Source organism: Mycobacteroides sp. CBMA 271 (assembly GCF_009729205.1).
GTDB lineage: Bacteria > Actinomycetota > Actinomycetes > Mycobacteriales > Mycobacteriaceae > Mycobacterium.
This window is the reverse complement of the sequence record NZ_VTHB01000004.1, coordinates 210,866-228,333: the sequence shown is the minus strand read 5'-3', so window position 1 is coordinate 228,333 and position 17,468 is coordinate 210,866. Positions and strand designations below refer to the sequence as shown.

At 63.8% G+C, this 17,468-nt stretch carries 20 protein-coding genes; 15 read left to right on the top strand and 5 right to left on the bottom strand.

The window, feature by feature from the left end; all coding sequences use genetic code 11:
* Positions 1-10 precede the first annotated feature (10 nt).
* From FZI91_RS12430 to cobC, 4 genes are read right to left on the bottom strand one after another with little or no spacing between them, the layout of a single operon-like run.
* Positions 11-1,123, bottom strand: coding sequence for a bifunctional RNase H/acid phosphatase (locus tag FZI91_RS12430; RefSeq protein ID WP_162525580.1), 1,113 nt, complete (start codon positions 1,121-1,123; stop codon positions 11-13).
* Positions 1,120-1,842: a zinc ribbon domain-containing protein gene (locus FZI91_RS12425; RefSeq protein ID WP_155939296.1), complete on the bottom strand. Its 723-nt coding sequence runs from the start codon at positions 1,840-1,842 to the stop codon at positions 1,120-1,122. Before FZI91_RS12425 ends, FZI91_RS12430 begins: the two co-directional genes overlap by 4 nt.
* Positions 1,839-2,993 carry a Nif3-like dinuclear metal center hexameric protein gene (locus FZI91_RS12420; protein WP_162525581.1) on the bottom strand — a complete coding sequence of 385 codons (1,155 nt, stop codon included), beginning with the start codon at positions 2,991-2,993 and terminating at the stop codon, positions 1,839-1,841. The genes FZI91_RS12425 and FZI91_RS12420 overlap by 4 nt, the downstream gene beginning before the upstream one ends.
* Entirely contained in the window at positions 2,993-4,009 is a 1,017-nt protein-coding gene (gene cobC / locus FZI91_RS12415) for an Rv2231c family pyridoxal phosphate-dependent protein CobC (RefSeq protein ID WP_155939295.1), read from the bottom strand. The genes FZI91_RS12420 and cobC overlap by 1 nt, the downstream gene beginning before the upstream one ends.
* Positions 4,010-4,043: 34 nt before the next feature.
* Between cobC and FZI91_RS12410 the strand changes: the two genes are divergently transcribed.
* The 3 genes from FZI91_RS12410 to FZI91_RS12400 are packed head-to-tail and all read left to right on the top strand — an operon-like array spanning position 4,044 to position 6,035.
* Positions 4,044-4,703 (top strand): HAD-IA family hydrolase, encoded by a 660-nt coding sequence (locus FZI91_RS12410; protein WP_155939535.1) that lies wholly within the window; start codon positions 4,044-4,046, stop codon positions 4,701-4,703.
* Positions 4,696-5,220 carry a low molecular weight protein-tyrosine-phosphatase gene (locus tag FZI91_RS12405; protein ID WP_155939294.1) on the top strand — a complete coding sequence of 175 codons (525 nt, stop codon included), beginning with the start codon at positions 4,696-4,698 and terminating at the stop codon, positions 5,218-5,220. The genes FZI91_RS12410 and FZI91_RS12405 overlap by 8 nt, the downstream gene beginning before the upstream one ends.
* Complete coding sequence (locus tag FZI91_RS12400) at positions 5,220-6,035, top strand: SURF1 family protein (RefSeq protein WP_155939293.1); 816 nt, start codon at positions 5,220-5,222, stop codon at positions 6,033-6,035. Before FZI91_RS12405 ends, FZI91_RS12400 begins: the two co-directional genes overlap by 1 nt.
* Here FZI91_RS12400 and FZI91_RS12395 read toward each other — a convergent pair.
* Positions 6,020-6,964 (bottom strand): cobalamin biosynthesis protein, encoded by a 945-nt coding sequence (locus FZI91_RS12395; protein WP_162525582.1) that lies wholly within the window; start codon positions 6,962-6,964, stop codon positions 6,020-6,022. The two genes, FZI91_RS12400 and FZI91_RS12395, sit on opposite strands and share 16 nt — an antisense overlap.
* A gap of 28 nt (positions 6,965-6,992) precedes the next feature.
* Between FZI91_RS12395 and FZI91_RS12390 the strand changes: the two genes are divergently transcribed.
* The 12 genes from FZI91_RS12390 to FZI91_RS12335 all read left to right on the top strand — a co-directional run bounded on the left by FZI91_RS12390 (position 6,993) and on the right by FZI91_RS12335 (position 17,458).
* The gene (locus tag FZI91_RS12390; RefSeq protein WP_155939292.1) at positions 6,993-7,805 is read left to right on the top strand and encodes an oxygenase MpaB family protein; all 813 of its coding nucleotides are present in this window, start codon (positions 6,993-6,995) and stop codon (positions 7,803-7,805) included.
* A gap of 37 nt (positions 7,806-7,842) precedes the next feature.
* Entirely contained in the window at positions 7,843-8,886 is a 1,044-nt protein-coding gene (locus FZI91_RS12385; protein ID WP_203448775.1) for a HoxN/HupN/NixA family nickel/cobalt transporter, read from the top strand.
* Positions 8,883-9,311: a hypothetical protein gene (locus tag FZI91_RS12380; protein WP_155939291.1), complete on the top strand. Its 429-nt coding sequence runs from the start codon at positions 8,883-8,885 to the stop codon at positions 9,309-9,311. The genes FZI91_RS12385 and FZI91_RS12380 overlap by 4 nt, the downstream gene beginning before the upstream one ends.
* Positions 9,312-9,409: 98 nt before the next feature.
* On the top strand, positions 9,410-9,940 hold the full coding sequence (locus tag FZI91_RS12375) for a DUF3558 domain-containing protein (protein ID WP_155939290.1): 531 nt from the start codon (positions 9,410-9,412) through the stop codon (positions 9,938-9,940).
* Between the two features lie 31 nt (positions 9,941-9,971).
* A complete protein-coding gene (locus FZI91_RS12370) occupies positions 9,972-10,517 on the top strand; it encodes a DUF3558 domain-containing protein (protein WP_155939289.1) in 546 nt (181 codons plus the stop codon).
* 112 nt (positions 10,518-10,629) lie between these two features.
* Entirely contained in the window at positions 10,630-10,953 is a 324-nt protein-coding gene (locus tag FZI91_RS12365) for a type VII secretion target (protein WP_162525583.1), read from the top strand.
* A 41-nt stretch (positions 10,954-10,994) separates the two neighbouring features.
* Positions 10,995-13,379 carry a hypothetical protein gene (locus FZI91_RS12360; RefSeq protein WP_155939288.1) on the top strand — a complete coding sequence of 795 codons (2,385 nt, stop codon included), beginning with the start codon at positions 10,995-10,997 and terminating at the stop codon, positions 13,377-13,379.
* 740 nt (positions 13,380-14,119) lie between these two features.
* Positions 14,120-14,356 (top strand): hypothetical protein, encoded by a 237-nt coding sequence (locus FZI91_RS12355; RefSeq protein WP_155939287.1) that lies wholly within the window; start codon positions 14,120-14,122, stop codon positions 14,354-14,356.
* Between the two features lie 113 nt (positions 14,357-14,469).
* Positions 14,470-14,838 (top strand): hypothetical protein, encoded by a 369-nt coding sequence (locus FZI91_RS12350; protein WP_155939286.1) that lies wholly within the window; start codon positions 14,470-14,472, stop codon positions 14,836-14,838.
* Positions 14,839-14,876: 38 nt separating this feature from the next.
* Positions 14,877-15,389 carry a DUF3558 domain-containing protein gene (locus tag FZI91_RS12345; RefSeq protein ID WP_166548252.1) on the top strand — a complete coding sequence of 171 codons (513 nt, stop codon included), beginning with the start codon at positions 14,877-14,879 and terminating at the stop codon, positions 15,387-15,389.
* Between the two features lie 79 nt (positions 15,390-15,468).
* Positions 15,469-15,981, top strand: a complete 513-nt coding sequence (locus FZI91_RS12340) for a DUF3558 domain-containing protein (protein ID WP_155939284.1) — start codon at positions 15,469-15,471, stop codon at positions 15,979-15,981.
* Positions 15,982-16,084: 103 nt separating this feature from the next.
* A complete protein-coding gene (locus FZI91_RS12335) occupies positions 16,085-17,458 on the top strand; it encodes a WXG100 family type VII secretion target (protein ID WP_155939283.1) in 1,374 nt (457 codons plus the stop codon).
* Positions 17,459-17,468 lie beyond the last annotated feature (10 nt).

Here is a 17,468-nt window from a genome sequence, read left to right as displayed (position 1 = left end):
AGCATAGGGCCTACGCCAGGTACGACGTCTCGTTCACCAGTCGCACCGAGGCCGGACCGTCCGAGTAGAACTCGGCGATGCTCAGCGAGGCCAAGTCGAGGTGCAGCCGGTAGAGCAGGCTGGGCCCGGCGTCGAGCGCCAGACGCAGCAGCGTCTTGATGGGCGTGACGTGCGAGACCACCAAAACCGTTGCGCCACCGTGCTCGGCGATGATCCGGTTGCGGGCGCGTCGAACTCTGTGGTGCACGGTATCGAAGCTCTCCCCTTCCGGCGGTGTCACCGAGGTGTCGCTGAGCCATTGGGCGTGCAGTTCTGGGTCGCGTTCGGCAGCTTCGGAGAACGTCAAGCCTTCCCATGCACCGAAGTCGGTTTCGATGAGATCGTCATCGATGGTGAGGGGAACGTTCAGGGCATCGGCCACGGCGGTGGCGGTGGCTTTCGCACGGCTCAGCGGCGAGCTGATCACGGCCGCTATGCCGCCACGGCTCGCCAGGTAGCGCGCCGCCTGGGACGCCTGCCCGCGCCCGAGTTCGGTCAGCTCCGGGTTACCGCGCCCGGAGTACCGACGTTGCACCGAAAGTTCCGTCTGTCCGTGGCGCAGCAACAGCATTCGGGTGGGCTTGCCGCGCGCGCCCGTCCAACCCGGCGCGGTGTCGGCAGGCTTGGGCTCCTTGAGTTCCTTAGGCTTCTTCGACGCCTTGGGCTCAATCTGCGCTTTGCCGGAGGCCTGATCCATCGCTTGATTGGCCAGTCGGTCCGCATGCTTGTTACGTTCCCGTGGAATCCACGAGTACTGCACGGACTCGAATTGCATGGCCGCGGTGACGGCCTGCCGGTACAGCGTGATCAGGTCGGGATGTTTGACCTTCCACCTGCCGGACATCTGCTCGACGACGAGCTTGGAATCCATCCGGACGCTCACCTCGGTGGCCCCCAGGCGCGCCGCCTCCGCCAGCCCCGCTATCAGACCGCGATATTCGGCCACATTGTTGGTGGCATGACCGATCGCCTCACATGTCTCCCCCAGGACCGTCTCGCGATCTGGGGCGAACACCACCGCGCCGTACCCGGCTAATCCCGGGTTACCACGTGAACCACCATCGGCTTCGATGAGAACCTTCACAGGCGGACCAGGACGGCATTGCACTCGGGGCACCGCAGCACCTCGTCGGCCTCGGCCGCCGAGATCCGCGACAGCTCACCGCGATCCAATTCGATACGGCACGCGCCGCACTTGTTGCCCTGCAGCAGTCCAGCCCCCGGCGCACCCGAGCGACGTTGCCGTTCATACATTTCCAGCAATGGTCCGTCAACGGAGGCCGACAGGCCGTCGCGGCGCTGCCGCGACTGGTTTTCCTCGGCATCGATGTCGATGGCCACCGCACGTTGAATTCGTTCGATCTCCGCCAGCCGCTCGGCGATCTTGTCGGCATTCGCCTGCACCGTGCTCTGTTGCCCCTGGAGCTCTTCACGTCGCTCCATCAGCTCCAGCTCGGAATCCTCCAGGCTGGACTGACGGCGCTCGAGGGTGTCCAGCTCGTGCTGAATATCGTTGAGTTCCTTCGGGTTCACGCTTCCCGAGGCCAGCAGGGAGCGGTCACGGTCCTCCCGCTGGCGGACGGCGGTCACCTCGGCATCCACCTTCGCCACCTGCACATCCAGGTCTTCCAACGCGATACCCAGCGCGCCCACCTCATCGAGGATGGTCCGCTGCTGCGCCTGCAGCTCGGCATGCTCCTCACGTTCCGGAGGATTCGCGCGTCGATGCGCGATGCGCGTCAATTCGGCATCGACCGATGCTAGATCGACCAAAAGACGTTGTTGCGCCGCAGCGGCTTTCATGGGCGGTTGCCTTCCTTTGAAACACAGACTGTCCACGGGTCGGTGCGTATGGGTGAGATCCGGGTTGTCAACTTCTCCCCGAATTCGGTGTCGAGCACCCGCGCCGCCTGAGCGCACCACGGAAATTCGCTGGCCCAGTGGGCGATGTCCACGAGGGCAACGCTACTTGCCCGAAGATGTTCGTCTGCGGGATGGTGCCGCAAATCCGCGGTGACGTAGACATCCACGCCCGATCCGATAGCTGCGCTCAATAGTGAGTCACCCGCCCCACCGCAGACCGCGACGGTCTGGATCGGCGCGTCCGGATCACCCGCAGCTCGGGTTCCCCACACGGTGTCGGGCAGCGCGGCACCGATGCGGGATACGAAGTCGCGCAGGCATTCCGGTTCCGGCAGCACCCCGACACGGCCGAGGCCGGTGCCGGCTGGGACGGGCGCCATGGGCAGCACATCGATGGCCGGTTCCTCGTACGGATGGGCGGCATGGATCGCCGCGAACAGCGCGCACCGCAATCGGGACGGCGCCACCATTTCCACCCTGTCCTCGATGACCTGCTCCACGACGCCGTGCGTGCCGATGGTGGGATCGGAGCCTTCCAACGGTCGGAACTGGCCGGCGCCGGTGACGCCCCAGGAACAGTCGGAGTAGTCCCCGATGTGCCCGGCACCGGCGTCGAACATTGCGCGGCGCACCGCGTCCACCGAGGCCGGAGATTCCGAGGGCACGTATACCACCCATTTGTCATAGTCGGCGAATTGCGGGGCGAGTACCGAGGTCACCGTCAGCCCCAGGGCCTCGGCGAGGGCATCGGAGACGCCGGGGCTCGCCGAATCGGCGTTGGTGTGCGCGGTGAAAAGTGCACCGCCCGAACGGATCAGGCGATGGATCAGGGCACCTTTCGGGGTGCTGGCCGCCACCGTGTCCACCCCGCGCAACAGCAGCGGATGATGCGCCAGCAGCAGATGCGAGCCGCTCGCGGCGCTGTCCATCTCGTCGACCACACCCGCGGTCGCATCCACGGCGACGGTCACTGCGTCGATCTGCTGGTCGGGGTCGCCACAAACCAGGCCCACCGAGTCCCATGATTCGGCCAGCGCCGGCGGGTAGGCCGCGTCGAGCACGCCGATGATGTCCGCGAGCCGCACACCCACTAGAGAGCCTCCTTCATTGCTTCCACCAGCTCCGGCCACTCCGGCCGCACCGCCACCCGCAGATAGTCGCCGTCCAGGCCCACAAAAGTGTCACATCGACGCACCGCAATGTTCTTGACCGCCAAGTGCTTCCGCATCAGCTCCGCATCGGGCACCGCGACCAACAGGAAGGGCGCGGCGCCATCGGTGACCGTCAACCCCAACCCACGCAGCGCATCGGCCTGCTGCCGTCGCGTGTGCACGAGGCGCCGCGTGTCCTGCGCCGCCTGCACCACCGCCTCCGAGCTGTTACACGCCCAGAGAGCCTCGAGTTGCAGTGTGCCCAAGGGCCAATGCGCACGACCATGCGCAAGCCTCCGTAGCACCTCGGGGTCGCCGACAGCATAGCCCGCGCGTAATCCCGCAAGCGCCCAAGTTTTGGTGAGGCTGCGCAGCACCACCAGACCGGGCAGCCGCTGTGACGCCAACGACTCCGACTCACCGGGCACGGCATCCATGAACGCCTCGTCGATCACCAGGATTCTGCCGGGGCGGCGCAGCGCCAGCAGGTCCTCGCGACAGTGCAGCACGGAGGTCGGATTGGTGGGGTTGCCGATAACCACCAGATCGGCGCCCTCCCCGACCGCGACGCCGTCGAGCGTGAACGGCGGGGGCAGCACCACATGGTCGATCGGGATACCAGCCTCGGCGAGCACCGCCTCGGGTTCGGTGAAACCGGGAGCGAACACCGCGGCCCGCCGCGGATGCAGGCGGGGCAGCATCGCGAAGCCCTCCGCCGCTCCGGCCAGCAGGAGCACCTCGTCGGGGGTGCGGCCGTGACGTTCGGCGATCGCCGACATCGCGCGATCCTCGTCGGCGCGGAGCGGATAAGCGCCCAGCTCATCGAGGCGGGAGGCAAGCCGTTCACGCAGCCATGGTGGCGGCGCGGCGGCGCGCACGTTCACAGCGAAGTCCAGAACGCCGGGGGTCAGCGCCTGGTCGCCGTGGTAGCGCGCTCCCTTTCGCGGCCCATTCATGTCTCGACACTAATGTAGGGGGGTGGCTCCCCCGATGCTGGTGATCTTCGATCTCGATGGCACCCTGACCGACTCGGCACCCGGCATCGTCTCCAGTTTCCGCCATGCACTCAGCCAGGTTGGCGCTCCCGAACCCACCGGCGATATCGCGTCGCGCGTGGTGGGACCCCCCATGCACATCACGCTCGGCTCGATGGGGCTGGGCGATCGAGCCGATGAGGCGATCGCGGCCTACCGCGCCGACTACGGCGAACGCGGATGGGCCGTCAACGAGATGTTCGACGGCATCCACGAGGTGCTGGCTGGTCTGCATGAGGCCGGTGTGCCGATGGTGGTGGCGACGTCCAAGTCCGAGCCGATCGCGCGCCGCATCCTGGAGCATTTCGGGCTCGCCCAGTTTTTCCAGGTGATTGCCGGCGCGAGCCCCGATGGCGTCCGATCCGGCAAGGCCGAGGTGATCGAACATGCGCTATCCCAACTGGACGAGGTTCCCTCCGAGGGTGTGGTGATGGTCGGCGACCGGGTGCACGACGTGGAAGGCGCGGCCGCGCACGGGATCGGCACCGTGATCGTCGACTGGGGTTACGGAGCAACGGACTTCAGTGATGATGCGGTGATTTCCGCTGACCTCTCGCGCTGGATCATCGGGCGGGTGGGCACCCCGCAGGAGCTGCGGGAGGAGCTGCATGTCTGAACCCGATGGTCTTCGCGCAAGCGGCTCATCCGACCTTCTGCACGTCACCTTTGTGTGCACCGGAAACATCTGCCGCTCCCCCATCGCCGAAAAGATGCTGGCCCATCAGCTCACCGAACGAGGTCTCGCCGAGCATGTCCGAGTCACCAGCGCCGGTACCGGAGACTGGCACGCAGGGAACCCCGCTGACGAACGCGCGGTCAGCGTGCTGGCCGAGCACGGCTATCCGACCGCGCACCGCGCGGCGCAGGTAGACGAAGACCACCTGAGCGCCGACCTCATTATCGCCTTGGCACGCAACCACTCCCGAATGCTCCTGCATTTGGGAGCCGACCCCGAGCGGGTGCGGCTGCTGCGTTCCTTCGATCCACGGGCCAGCCGGGCCGCGCTGGATGTCGAGGACCCGTACTACGGCAATCGTGACGATTTCGTCGACGTGTTGTCCGTCATCGAGGCGGCGATGCCCGGTCTGCACGAATGGGTTGACCAGACCCTGGCGGAGCGCGAGAACACCTGATGCGACGGCTCGCGTTTCTGCTGCGCCCGGGGTGGATCGCCCTGGCGCTCGTGGTCGTAGCGTTCGCGTACCTGTGTTTCACGGTGCTGGCGCCGTGGCAACTGGGCAAGAACACCAAAACCTCGCGGGAAAACAGCCGCATCGCGTATTCGGTAAACGCCGATCCGGTGCCGCTGAAAGGCGAGCTGCGGCCCGATCATTCGATGCCCGAGGACTCCGAGTGGCGGCGCGTAACGGCGACCGGCCACTATCTACCGGACCGCCAGGTGCTGGCCCGCCTTCGGGTGGTGGACGCCAAACCGGCCTATGAGGCGTTGACCGTGTTCCAGGTCGACGGTGGTCCGGCGATTCTGGTGAACCGCGGCTATGTGCGGCCCGAGCAGGGCACCAGCGCGCCACCGATACCCGCGGCGCCATTGGGCCAGGTGACCCTCAACGCACGACTTCGGGAGCCCGAGCAGCAGTCCGAAAAGGCGCCCTTCCTGGAAAACGGTGAATACCAGGTGTATTCGATCGTGCCGGGCCAGGTGTCAACGCTTGTAAAGATTCCGCTGGCGGGTCCCTATCTGCAACTGGCGGAGGATCAGCCGGGAGGCTTGGGCGCCATCCCCCTGCCGCAGCTCGATGCCGGGCCGTTCCTGTCATACGGCATCCAATGGATCGCCTTCGGGATTCTCGCGCCCATTGGGCTGGGGTACTTCGTGTTCTCCGAGATCAGACAGCGCCGCGCGCTCGCCGCGACGGCGAGAGCGGTGAAGCCGGGGGCGCCGCAGACCGCCGAGGAGCGGTTGGCCGACCGCTACGGCCGGCGCTGACGCAACACGGCGATCACCGCGGCGGCGGCCGTGACGTTCTGGACGGCACGTGAAAGCCGAACTGCCTCTTGCACATCCCCGATTCTGGGGGCGACGCCACTCCCGAGGGTCGGCCGTATCTCCTCGCCGTACGGGTATCGGAGCGGGCCGCCGAGACGCACACCGAGGGCCCCCGCGAAGGCCGCTTCCGCGACACCGGCGTTGGGGCTCGGGTGTCGGTGCCCGTCGCTGAGACACACCCGCAGTGCCGCGCCGGTGGAGCCGCCCAGGAACGGGGCAACGGCTGCGGTGGCCATTGCGGTGATCCTGGCCGGTATCAGGTTCATCAGGTCATCGAAACGGGCCGCTGCCCAACCGAATCGCAGGTACTTGGCCGACTTGTGGCCGATCATCGCGTCCAGGGTGTTGGCGCCGCGGTAGGCCAAAAGTCCCGGGACGCCAGCGAGCGCCACCCACACCAGCGGGCCGGTGTGCGCATCGGAGGTGTTCTCCGCCAGGGATTCCACGGTGGCGCGGGCGATACCGGCGGCGTCGAGCATGTTCGGGTCTCGGCCGCACAGGGACGGCAGCAGCGCCCGGGCGTCGTCGATGTCGTTGTCATGCAGATGTTCCGACATTCGGGCGCCGATCCGCACCAGGGACGTCCCGCCGAGAGCGGCCCAGGTCGCGGCGGCCGTCACCGCGATGGTGGCGATCGACGAACGTCGTGCGGCGCGTTCTACCGCCCAGCCGGCGGCAGTCACGGCGGTGATCAGCGCGGCGGAATGGGCGGTGCCGGCAACCCTGGTGTCGCGATAGGTGTACGTCTCTAACGCCGCGGCGACCTGCCCGAATCCGGCGACCGGATGGAACCGCCGCGGGTCGCCGAAGCGTCGGTCCAACACGTAACCGAGGGCGACACCCGCGGCGCGGGATCCTCGACGCGACACGTCGATACCTTATAGAATTTGCTGCGCAATGAAGCACTCCCCTGCCAGGCTCGTGGATCTGGTCAACACGGCATCGCTGCTGTTGCCTGCCTCCAACGTGATCATGCAGCTGTCGCATCCCGGTGTCGGATACGGAGTGCTGGAGAGCCCCGTCGACAGCGGCAACGTCTACAAACATCCGTTCAAAAGGGCGCGCACCACCGGCACGTTCCTGGCCGTCGCAACAATGGGCAACCGTCACGACCGCGAGGTCATCAAGCGGGGTATCGACGCCGTGCACCGGCAGGTGCGCTCACGGCCCAAGAGTCCGGTGCAGTACAACGCGTTCGATCCGGGCATGCAGTTGTGGGTGGCGGCGTGCCTGTACCGGTACTACGTGCAGGCACACGAGTCGCTGCACGGTCCGCTGGATGACGACACGGCCGATGCGATCTATCGCGACGCCGCGCGGATCGGGACCACCTTGCAGGTGCGACCGGAGGCGTGGCCGCCGGACCGGGATGCCTTCAATGACTATTGGAAGCGCTCGCTCGATGAGCTGCGCGTCGATCCGCCGGTGCGCGAACACCTGCTCGGCGTCGCGTCATTCGCGATGCTGCCGTGGCCCCTGCGCATAGCTGGACGGTTCAATCTATTTGCGACCAAAGGGTTTCTGGAACCAAAGTTCCGGGAGCTGCTGCAGCTGTCGTGGACCCAACGCGATCAACGTCGCTTCGATGCGCTGCTGAGTGCGCTGCGGATGGCCGACAGGTTGGTGCCGGCGCAGCTATGGGCCTTGTCGTATGCCGTGCTCATCTGGGACATGCGATTACGCGAGCGCTTGGGTAAGCAGGTCGTCTAGGCTCGCAGGCGTGCCGATTCTCACCGCGTGGCGTCGTTTGGATGTAGGTCAGCGGCGCAGCGTCATCGGAATGAGCGTCGCGGTGGCCGCGCTGCACATCCTCGGATGGGGCATGCTGCTCTTTCTGGTGGCCCCCGCGCATTTCACCGTGCAGGGAAGCGTCTTCGGCGTCGGACTGGGGGTGACGGCGTACACACTGGGCATGCGGCACGCCTTCGACGCCGATCACATTGCGGCCATTGATAACACCACCCGCAAGCTGGTCGCCGACGGCCGACGCCCGATGTCGGTGGGGTTCTGGTTCTCCCTAGGACATTCCTCGATCGTGTTCATCATGGTGGGCCTGCTGGCGCTCGGCGTTAAGGCGTTGGCGGCCAATGTTTCCGATGAACAATCGTCGCTGCAGCAGTGGACGGGCGTGTTCGGGACGGCGGTGTCGGGAACGTTCCTGTTGCTCATCGGGCTGCTCAATCTGGTGTCACTGATCGGGATCTACCGGATTGCCCAGCGGATGCGCGGCGGCGAGGTCGACGAGGCGGCGCTGGAGCGCGAGCTGTCCAATCGCGGTGGGCTGAACCGGCTTTTCGGGCCGTTGATGACGGCGATCCGCAAGCCGTGGCAGATGTATCCGGTGGGGCTGCTGTTCGGGCTGGGGTTCGACACGGTCACCGAGATATCGCTGCTGGTGATCGCCGGCGGTGCCGCGGTGACCGGACTGCCCTGGTACGCGATCCTGGTGCTGCCCATCCTGTTCAGCGCAGGGATGTCGCTATTCGATTCGCTCGACGGATCGCTGATGAACTTCGCCTACGACTGGGCGTTTCAACAACCGGCTCGCAAGATCTACTACAACCTCGTGGTCACCGGCCTGTCGGTGGCAGTCGCGATGCTGATCGGTGTGCAGGAGATCATTTCGATTCTCACCGAGAAGCTGGACATCACCACCGGGCCGCTGGCTGCGGTGGGCGGGCTTGATCTGGCAGCGATGGGTTACGTGATCGTGGCGCTGTTCATCGTCACGTGGGGCGTGGCCGCGTTGGGCTGGCGGTACACCGGAGTGCGCAGACGGTGGGGAGGGTGATGAGACTCGTCGCGCTGGCCGCCATCGCGCTGATTCTGGCGGGATGCACGCATCAATCTGAACCGACTACGACGGAACTCGGTGGGACGTACACGTTCGTGGCCGACGGCACGCAGCTCACGATCGACGGCGAGCCACGCAAGGGCGGCACGATCAACAAGTCGACGTGGCAGATCGAGCCCTGCGGCCCGGCGTGCAGCCGCGTGACGTCGTCACTGGGATGGACGGCCGACCTCCACTTGATCGACAACAAGTGGCAAGCAACGCGCGAGCTGCCGCCACTTGAGTGCAGTCACGGGGCGGAGAAGTCGACCCTGACGTACGTCCTCGACGCATCAACCCTCACCGGAACGGTCGCCAATAGCCTTCCCTGCAACAAGCCTGGCAGCGCCGCAGTCATTCCGGCGAAGTTGACCAAGGCCTAGACAGTTGGCTCGCATGCGGATTCGGATCATCTCGCGTGCACCGAACCATTCCTCCCTACTTCCGCAGTAAATGCGGCTGATCCAGAAGGGTGTGTTAGATGCCTCGTATAGCCGCATTCGCGTCGCTGCTGCTCGTTCTCGTGGGATGTTCCAACCCAATTTCTGGATCCGCGGCCATGTCGTCGATACCGACCAACACCGCGGGGCGTGTCCACATCACCTTCGACCCGTGCAAGGACATACCCGCCAAGGTCATCGCGGATCTGAAGCTGAGTAAACCTCGACCAGACAGCCAGACGGACGGCGAGATCGAGACGGTGTTCTGCAAGTACCGCTCACAGGGCAAGTACTACCTCACGATTGCCGCCTCGAATCACACGTTGGAGGCCCTCAAGAAGGCCAACAAGGGGTGGGATCTGCGGGAAATTGAGGTCGGTGGGCGTAAGGCCATCAGCACCATCGACTCACCGCAACCGTCGACGGACGACTGCTCGATCAACGTGTCCGCGACGACCGGGGTGTACGGAGTTCTTGTTGGTACTGCGGACCATTCGTTCGATCCATACCCCGACTGCATGACGGCGGTGCGCACGAACACCGAAGCCCTTCTCCCGTACTTCCCGCTCTGATATGCCCGGTGCAAGGTGGAACCGAGCCGTCATGTCGGTGGCGTTGGCCGTCGCAGGATGCGCGACTCCGATATCGGGGTCTCCAGCGTCTGCACCAGCCGGATCGTTGGCGGTCTCGTCGACACCGACGACCACGACGCCGACCGGCCTTCCGCATGTCACTTTCGACCCGTGCAAGGACGTCCCGGCAAGCGTCATCGCACAGCTGCAGCTCGACGAACGTCCACCCAGACTCGACACCCAGACGGATGGTCAGATCGAGAACGTGTTCTGCAAGCTCCACTCGCGAGGGGACTACTACCTGACCATCGCCGCATCGAACTACACGCTGGACAACCTGAGGAAGGCAGACAACTACTGGGGATATCAGGAGCTCGTGATTGGTGGCCGCCGGGCCCTATTCGGCTACGGCAAGCCAGAGCCGAACGCCGACTCCTGCGCACTGAACATCGCCGCGTCCACCGGGGTGTACGGCGTCCTGGTCGGAACGGGAGACGACAGTTTCGCCCCATACTCGGACTGTTTGACCGCGGCCCGCACGAACGCTGAGGCCCTCGCGCCTTACTTTCCGCGATGACGAACCACCCCCCAAGCGCAAGATCGGCCGAAATTCGATGGAACCGAATCGGGGCATGCGGAGTCTGACCCTTATGTAACGCTGATTGCACGTCTTGTTGTGAGGGGATTCCGTGGAGGTCAATCCGGCCAATGTTCGAAGTGGTGGGGACAAGCTGTCCGCGACAGCATCCGAGGTCAAAGGCATACGGGTCCCACCCTCAGACGAAGCAAGCGACGGTCTCAAGGGTTTCGCCACAGCAGCAGCACTTCAGCCAGCTGCCGATTCGATGCGCAGCTCACTGAGTGTGGCAGCCGGCCGTTATGACGAGATGGGGCAGCTTCTGCATCGTTCTGCCGACTCGTACGAGGACACCGAACGGGGAAACACCAAGTCGTTGTCTGAGTTGGCCGGCACTCAGATGTCATCCATGGGCGACTTGAACTCAGCACGGTAGCGGGGGACGAAATGACAACTGGTAGACCGCAGAAGAGCGTCGTGTACGAGGCCTTCCCTCACGCGCTGTTCGCGTTGGCGAATCCAACCCAAGAGGCCGGGAACAGATTGCGCCATCACGCGGGCAAGGTTCACGACACGATCTACGACCTCGAATGGAAGGGCCTCGGGAAGCTCGCCGCCGAGGGCCGTGCAGACAACGAACTGGCGCAGGATCGCAGGATCGCCGACGGCTACACCGCGTTGGCGACCGCCTACTCGCAGGGCGGGTCGCGGATGCAGCCGCTTATCTGGGCGCTGAAGGCAGATGGTCGCGGGCTGGAATCCGACGACTTCGACATCGATGAAGACTGGAATGTCACCGACAAGTGGAACTACGCGAAGGGCAAGGAAGCACTCGTAGTAATCGGCGTATCGGAAGAAGCCGCCGAGCAAATCATGAACGAGGTGAAGGCAAAGCGAACCGAGGAGGCCCGGACCGAGACAGTCAAGCTACAGGGACAAGCTGACCAGCTGGGGCAAACCGACCGAGATACCGCGGACGCCATCAACAAGGCGAAGGCGGATATCGATGCCGCGGCGCCTCCGGTGGCGGGCCTATCCGGCGGTGACCTAGCTGCCAAAGACTTCAAAGCTGTGGAGGACGGCACGGCGACACCCGAACAGAAGGCTCGGGTGCGCGCGGCAATGTCATCGTGGACACCGGAGCAGCTCGATGCGCTCAGCCAGGGCAAGCCCGCAACGATGCCTCAAGGTCAGTACGACTACCTGCGCTCTCTGATGCACGGGATGGACGGGATGTCTGCGTCCGAAGTCAACGAGTCGATGAAAAAGCTTGGGCTACAGGGCGAGATGGGCACAGCCCTTCGCATGCTGGGGAATCCCAATCTGCAGACCGGGACCGGCGACCACGGCGGGATGGCAACCCTCCCCCAAGGAATTCAGGACCTGCTGACCAGTCAACCACCCAACAAACTGCAAGTCGGCTTCACCGACCGAATGAATCAGTTCAATGCACTCACCGACATGCTCGACCGCGGTGATTCACGCAGCCTTAGCGGCTCTGACGTTGACCGAGCGCTACTCAATCAGGCGAGCAAGATTGCTGCACCAGTTGATCTTTCGAAGCCGTGGAATCCGCTTGACGCTGGTACGCCCGACGAGCTCAATCGAGCCGGCGGAATGGGAGACCCGAACCTCCAAAACAGCACTCTTAACAGGATGCTGATCAGCGCCAGTGGCGACCACCAAGCTGTCACCGATTTCCTGAAGGGGGCCAACGACCCGCAAGCATCAGGAGCAATGAACGCAGCCACCAACGGCCATTTCGACGGCAACAAAGCCTTCGTCGATCTCGTAACTCACCGATTCGGCGAAGGGCAGGATGGGATTCAGAAGGTGTTCGGCTGGATGGACGACAGCGCTCGCGCGCCCGGATTCGAAGGGCGGAACGCCGCAATATCGGCGAGCGCCCTCGGGCACCTGCTGAGCACAAACGGCGATCTGCTCGCCGCGCGCGTGCCTGGCGACGACGGTCACTACGACACCCTCGGGCAGGTCAACAAGGGGCTTGTGCAGACCATGACAGGGAGCCTCGCACCATTTCTCGGCAATCTCGTAGGCATGCCGACGGAGGGCATCAACAACGCATCGTTCCAACCCTTCGCCAACACGGAGCAGTTGGCGAAGATGCTGCAGGTGCTCGACTCTGACCCCGCGTCGGCCGAAGCGATCAACCAAACTGTGGCCGCTTGGGAGAATCACTTTGCGCATGAGTACGGCGAACATCCACCAGGCCAGCTAGGGGACCCCGCCTTTGCGCGTGCGGCGGGACAACTGAACCAGGCGATGACCGAAGCCAACCATGAGCAACTCAATGCCCTGCGGGCGAACGAGAATTGGGATGCGCTTCGGAGCTACAACGACAAGGCAGCGTATTTCGACGACGCTAAATCCATCCTCGGCGAAGTAGCCGGGAAGCTACCAGGGGCTGGCCCAGCGCTCGATATCCTAGGCAATCACATGAAAGAGAGCATCATCGGATACCCACCGGGCACTGATCCTGGGAAGATGTCTGACTCCGAGTGGACTCGGATGCTCAACGACACCGACATGAAATTCAACAATCTTACCGACAGCCGCGTCGTCGAGTACAGCACTGCGCAAGGCTACTTAGAAACGAATCGTGAAATAGCGGAACGCTTCCGAGGCGTGATGATCCACGGTGTGCCAGTAGATTTCGTTGACGCGAAGGGGCAGCTTGTTTGGGAGAAGGTCCAGGCGAATGCACAGGATTTTGAGCGTATCTACAATTCACTGCAAATTGGCAATGAATGGAGTGAAGGCTATCAGAATGGCATGCACGACAAGGCTATTGGCACTAGTGGACTGACTGCCCCCGTTAGCCCCGGAGAGGCGCCTCGATGAACCTCAGATTGCGCCGAGCCGCAGCGGTCGCGCTGTGCCTATCCATGTCCGGATGCGATACAACGACAGGCGGGTACCCGATGACGACAACTGCGTCTGGCTATTTCATTCCCGGCAACATCCACTACTCGGAGCACTGGGCATCTACATCCGCTGCAGATCTAATGAGCACAGACGGGACTTTCATCCGCGCGTTCGTGGAAGCCAACGACGTCAGCCGTGATAATCGGGGGCGGTCAGCCGGTTCGTATCCAGGATTCGCTGGCGCGGACCGGACTGGTAATCACTACCTTGGGAGTGGGATGAGCATCCGCGGCTACCACACACGTTGGGTCGTCAGCCTGATTGAACAAGGCAAAAACAACGCAGAAGCGGTTGTCTGCACACTTGGTGCAACTCATGTCGGAGATGGAGACGGAACCCCTGGCCTGTTCTCGCAGGCTGTAAGGCTCAGGTTCCATCGGGTGGGACCTCCCCCTCCCTCCGGCCAGCGCGGACCTGAACGAGCTCCAGCTGTATCGGTGTTCAGTGACTGGTACGCGACTTCGTATGGGCCAATCACGGCCGCAGACGGAAGATTCGATGACAGTGCCTGTACCCCGAATGAGCCGCCCATTGAGAAGGGCTCCGTTTCAACTCCCGGTTGGCCGGCCAATACTGGTCGCTAGTGAACGGGGCACCAGCAGCAGCTACGCTGAGCAGACTGACACCTCCTGGCTGGACAAACGAGCAGAGCTGCTATGGCCGACACATCTCATCTACACCCCGCAGTGCTGCACGCACTACGTACCGGGAATCTGGATCAGGCAGTTGAGGCAGCGAGGCTTGCCGCTCCAGCGCGGGGCGGACCGAATGCCGCTCCCGCACCAGCCAAGTCCGCGACCGCACCACTCCTCCCGCAGACTCGTCGGCTCGACCTGGAAGAGGACGACTTCTACAGCGGATTCCGTAGTGACCCGCTGGGGTGGAGGCAGTAGCCGATCAGGAAACTCGGGCCAAAGTCGATGGAACCGAACTGGGACGCCCCGCGTCCTACACACATACGATGAATCTCACCTGGCCAAACCCGGCCATGACCTGAGGGGGTCCCATGGGTAACAACCCGCTGCTCCAGAGCGCCGACAACGGCCAGCTCGTCCTGCACATGAATCGTGAGGGGCTCGATGCGATCATGAAAGCGTGTGACGTGTATATCGACACGTTGCAGGATCTGGTTTTCGATGCAAAGCAACTAAGCCAGTTCAAGCTCGGTTTCGCCGAGGATCACCTCGATTCGGGCCGTGATCTCGCTCGCGCGTTCCAGAGGAAGGCGGCAGGCGACCAGAACTGCGCCGAGAACACCTTCCAGTCACATATCGAGTACGTGGAGGGGATGAAGACACTTTTCCGGGCATCCTGGAAGAGCACCGAGGACATGGACCACGGCAATGCCCGTTCCGTCAACGTTCAGGGCCGCTGAGTAGATCCTTGATGCTGGTTCGCGCGACGGTTGTTGCGATGCTGGGGCTCGCGACGCTGTCGTGTGCTGAACCGGTAGTCGGCACACCGACTACCTCGCCACTCCCGACGAACGAGAGTGGGCATACCCGCATCGAGTGGGAGCCGTGCACAGAGATCCCCTCCAGCGTCATCACACAACAGCAGCTCGACTCCCGCCCACCAGAACGGAAATCACTGGGAAGCACCGGAGTAATGGTGATCCGCTGCAACTATCGAGCACGGACCGGCTACTACATCTCAGCGTACGCGTCCAACTACACCCTCGAGATGGACAAGAAGGACGATACCCACTGGGACTACCGCGATCTCGAAATCAACGGACGCAAGGCACTCAGCTACTACGTATCCTCTCGCCCCAAGACCGACGGATGCGCCATCGACGTCGCGGCCACCACGGGCCTCTACGGGGTGTTGCTCAGCGAGGGCATCAACGACTTCGCCCCGTACCCCGACTGCCTGGCCGCCGCCCGCGCGAACATCGAAGCCTTGCTTCCCTACTTCCCGTACTGACTCGATGTATTCAGCAGGAAACGTCGGAACCTACCGCTGGTTGGCCCCCAAGTGTTTACTTCGCGCGACGGTTGTCGCGATGCTGGGGCTTGCAACCCTGTCGTGTACTGAACCGGTAGTCGGCACACCGACCACCTCTCCCCTCCCGACAAATAAGAGTGGGCACACCCGCATCACCTGGGAGCCGTGCACAGAGATCCCGTCAAGCGTCATCGCTGAACAGCAACTCGACGCCCGCCCCCCGGAACGGAAATCACTGGGAACCGACGGAGTAATGGTCATCGGCTGCAAATACAAGTCACGGACCGGTTACTACTTCACCATCGACGCGTCCAACTACACGCTTAAGATGGACAAGAAGGACGATACCCACTGGGACTACCGCGACTTCGAAATCAACGGACGCACGGCACTCAGCTACTACGTATCGTCTCGCCCACACACGGACGGATGCGCCATCGACGTCGCGGCCACCACAGGCCTGTATGGGGTGATGGTCAGCGACGGAAACAACGGCTTCGCCCCCTACCCTGACTGCCTGGCCGCCGCCCGCGCCAACATCGAAGCCTTGCTTCCCTACTTCCCCTACTGAGTCCCACCCGCAGCCCAAAAATAGTTCGAAAAACATGGAACCGAATCGACAACCATATCGTCCGATCAGTAGAGACGTCTGACCTCGATATGAAGGAGCGACCATGACTGACCCATGGCACAGGGGCAACGACGAACGCGATGTCATCTACGGCGCTCAGCGGGCGTTGGGCCCAAACGTTGACGGTGGCACGGAATCCGTTGCGATCCCGATGGAAGATTTCTCCTCGTGGTCTCATGCCGACATCAAGGCTGCGTCCGATGCGTTCGTCACCAGTGACGCGCTCGAAGTCGCCAGACAGTGGGCTGGGCTGGCGGGGAAGTTTGAATCGGCACTGACCTCATTCAGAGGCACGCTCGATGCCGCGATCAACGCCAATTGGACTGGCGTCGCCGCTGAAGCGGCAAAGACAAACATCAGCGACTACAAGAGCCATGCCGAAAAGGTCAACGAGGGAATGGGGCTCATGGCCACCAAACCCGCCGAGGCGGAGACGGGGATGGCCCAGGTCAAGGGCCTCATGCCCGAGGTCGTCCAGGTATCGCCGCTGGAAGGAGGGGCGTCGCGAGCTCAGGTTGAGGAGCATTTCGCCGCACAAGCCCAGGCTCAGCAGAAGCAGGATGAGGCCCGCATGATCATGCGGACCGTCTACGCTCCTGTCTTCCAGCAGGCCAGCCAAGGGGTTCCGTTGCTGCCGCCCGCTGCAGAATTCGGCAGCGGGGCGGCGGTACCTGTCCAGCCGTCTTCATCAGAGTTCGGCACCGGGAAACCCATCAACCCCGAGAAGCTCAAGCCCATCGATGAAGCCGCGGTGCGGTCGGCAGCCGCGGCAGCATTGGCAGACCCGGCCCAGTCCGCAACCGCCGGCGGTGCGGGTGGTGCAGCCGCCGCGGCTGCTTCCGCGGGTGCGGCCGGTGGTGGTTCCGGAGCCGGCGCAGGTGGTCCCGCATCCGCAGCGGCGGCCGCCGGAGCGGCCCGCGGCACCACCCCCACCTCGAGTGGCAGCACCACAGCGACCGGCCCCAACACGGGCTCTGTCCCCGGCACCTACGGCATCGGCCGGTGGGGCAAGCCCGCCGCTGCGAAGGACGACGAGAAAGACAAGAACAAAAAAGACGATTTCAGCCCACTGCTCGCCGGGCCGATCGTCGCCGGTTCGTACACGGCAGGTGCAGGCATGGGACTGTCCGCCGCGCCGACAGCCTCCCCGATGTCGGGCATGGGCATCGCCCAGCCACCGACCATGATGACCCCCGGGCAAGCGAATCAGCATCATCAGGAAGACGAGGATCAGCACTTCACCCCCGAATTCCTGGTGAGCATCGACAACGGCAACGAACTCGTCGGCCCGCTGCCCAAGGTGTCCCCTGCCGTCATTGGCGTGTGGAACGACGAGCACGTCGCCTACCAGGAGCCGCACACCTCGCCCTGGGACCCAAGGCCATACGGTCAAGACCGACAGGACGACGAGGACTAACACGGGCCGA

Bases quoted from the DNA above. Each gene is read 5' to 3' on its own strand.
- FZI91_RS12350 (WP_155939286.1), top strand. From the start codon at position 14,470: ATGGGTAACAACCCGCTGCTCCAGAGCGCCGACAACGGCCAGCTCGTC.
- FZI91_RS12405 (WP_155939294.1), top strand. From the start codon at position 4,696: ATGTCTGAACCCGATGGTCTTCGCGCAAGCGGCTCATCCGACCTTCTG.
- FZI91_RS12375 (WP_155939290.1), top strand. From the start codon at position 9,410: ATGCCTCGTATAGCCGCATTCGCGTCGCTGCTGCTCGTTCTCGTGGGA.
- FZI91_RS12390 (WP_155939292.1), top strand. From the start codon at position 6,993: ATGAAGCACTCCCCTGCCAGGCTCGTGGATCTGGTCAACACGGCATCG.
- FZI91_RS12340 (WP_155939284.1), top strand. From the start codon at position 15,469: ATGCTGGGGCTTGCAACCCTGTCGTGTACTGAACCGGTAGTCGGCACA.
- FZI91_RS12345 (WP_166548252.1), top strand. From the start codon at position 14,877: ATGCTGGGGCTCGCGACGCTGTCGTGTGCTGAACCGGTAGTCGGCACA.
- FZI91_RS12400 (WP_155939293.1), top strand. From the start codon at position 5,220: ATGCGACGGCTCGCGTTTCTGCTGCGCCCGGGGTGGATCGCCCTGGCG.
- FZI91_RS12355 (WP_155939287.1), top strand. From the start codon at position 14,120: ATGGCCGACACATCTCATCTACACCCCGCAGTGCTGCACGCACTACGT.
- cobC (WP_155939295.1), bottom strand. From the start codon at position 4,009: ATGAATGGGCCGCGAAAGGGAGCGCGCTACCACGGCGACCAGGCGCTG.
- FZI91_RS12410 (WP_155939535.1), top strand. From the start codon at position 4,044: ATGCTGGTGATCTTCGATCTCGATGGCACCCTGACCGACTCGGCACCC.
- FZI91_RS12425 (WP_155939296.1), bottom strand. From the start codon at position 1,842: ATGAAAGCCGCTGCGGCGCAACAACGTCTTTTGGTCGATCTAGCATCG.
- FZI91_RS12335 (WP_155939283.1), top strand. From the start codon at position 16,085: ATGACTGACCCATGGCACAGGGGCAACGACGAACGCGATGTCATCTAC.
- FZI91_RS12370 (WP_155939289.1), top strand. From the start codon at position 9,972: ATGTCGGTGGCGTTGGCCGTCGCAGGATGCGCGACTCCGATATCGGGG.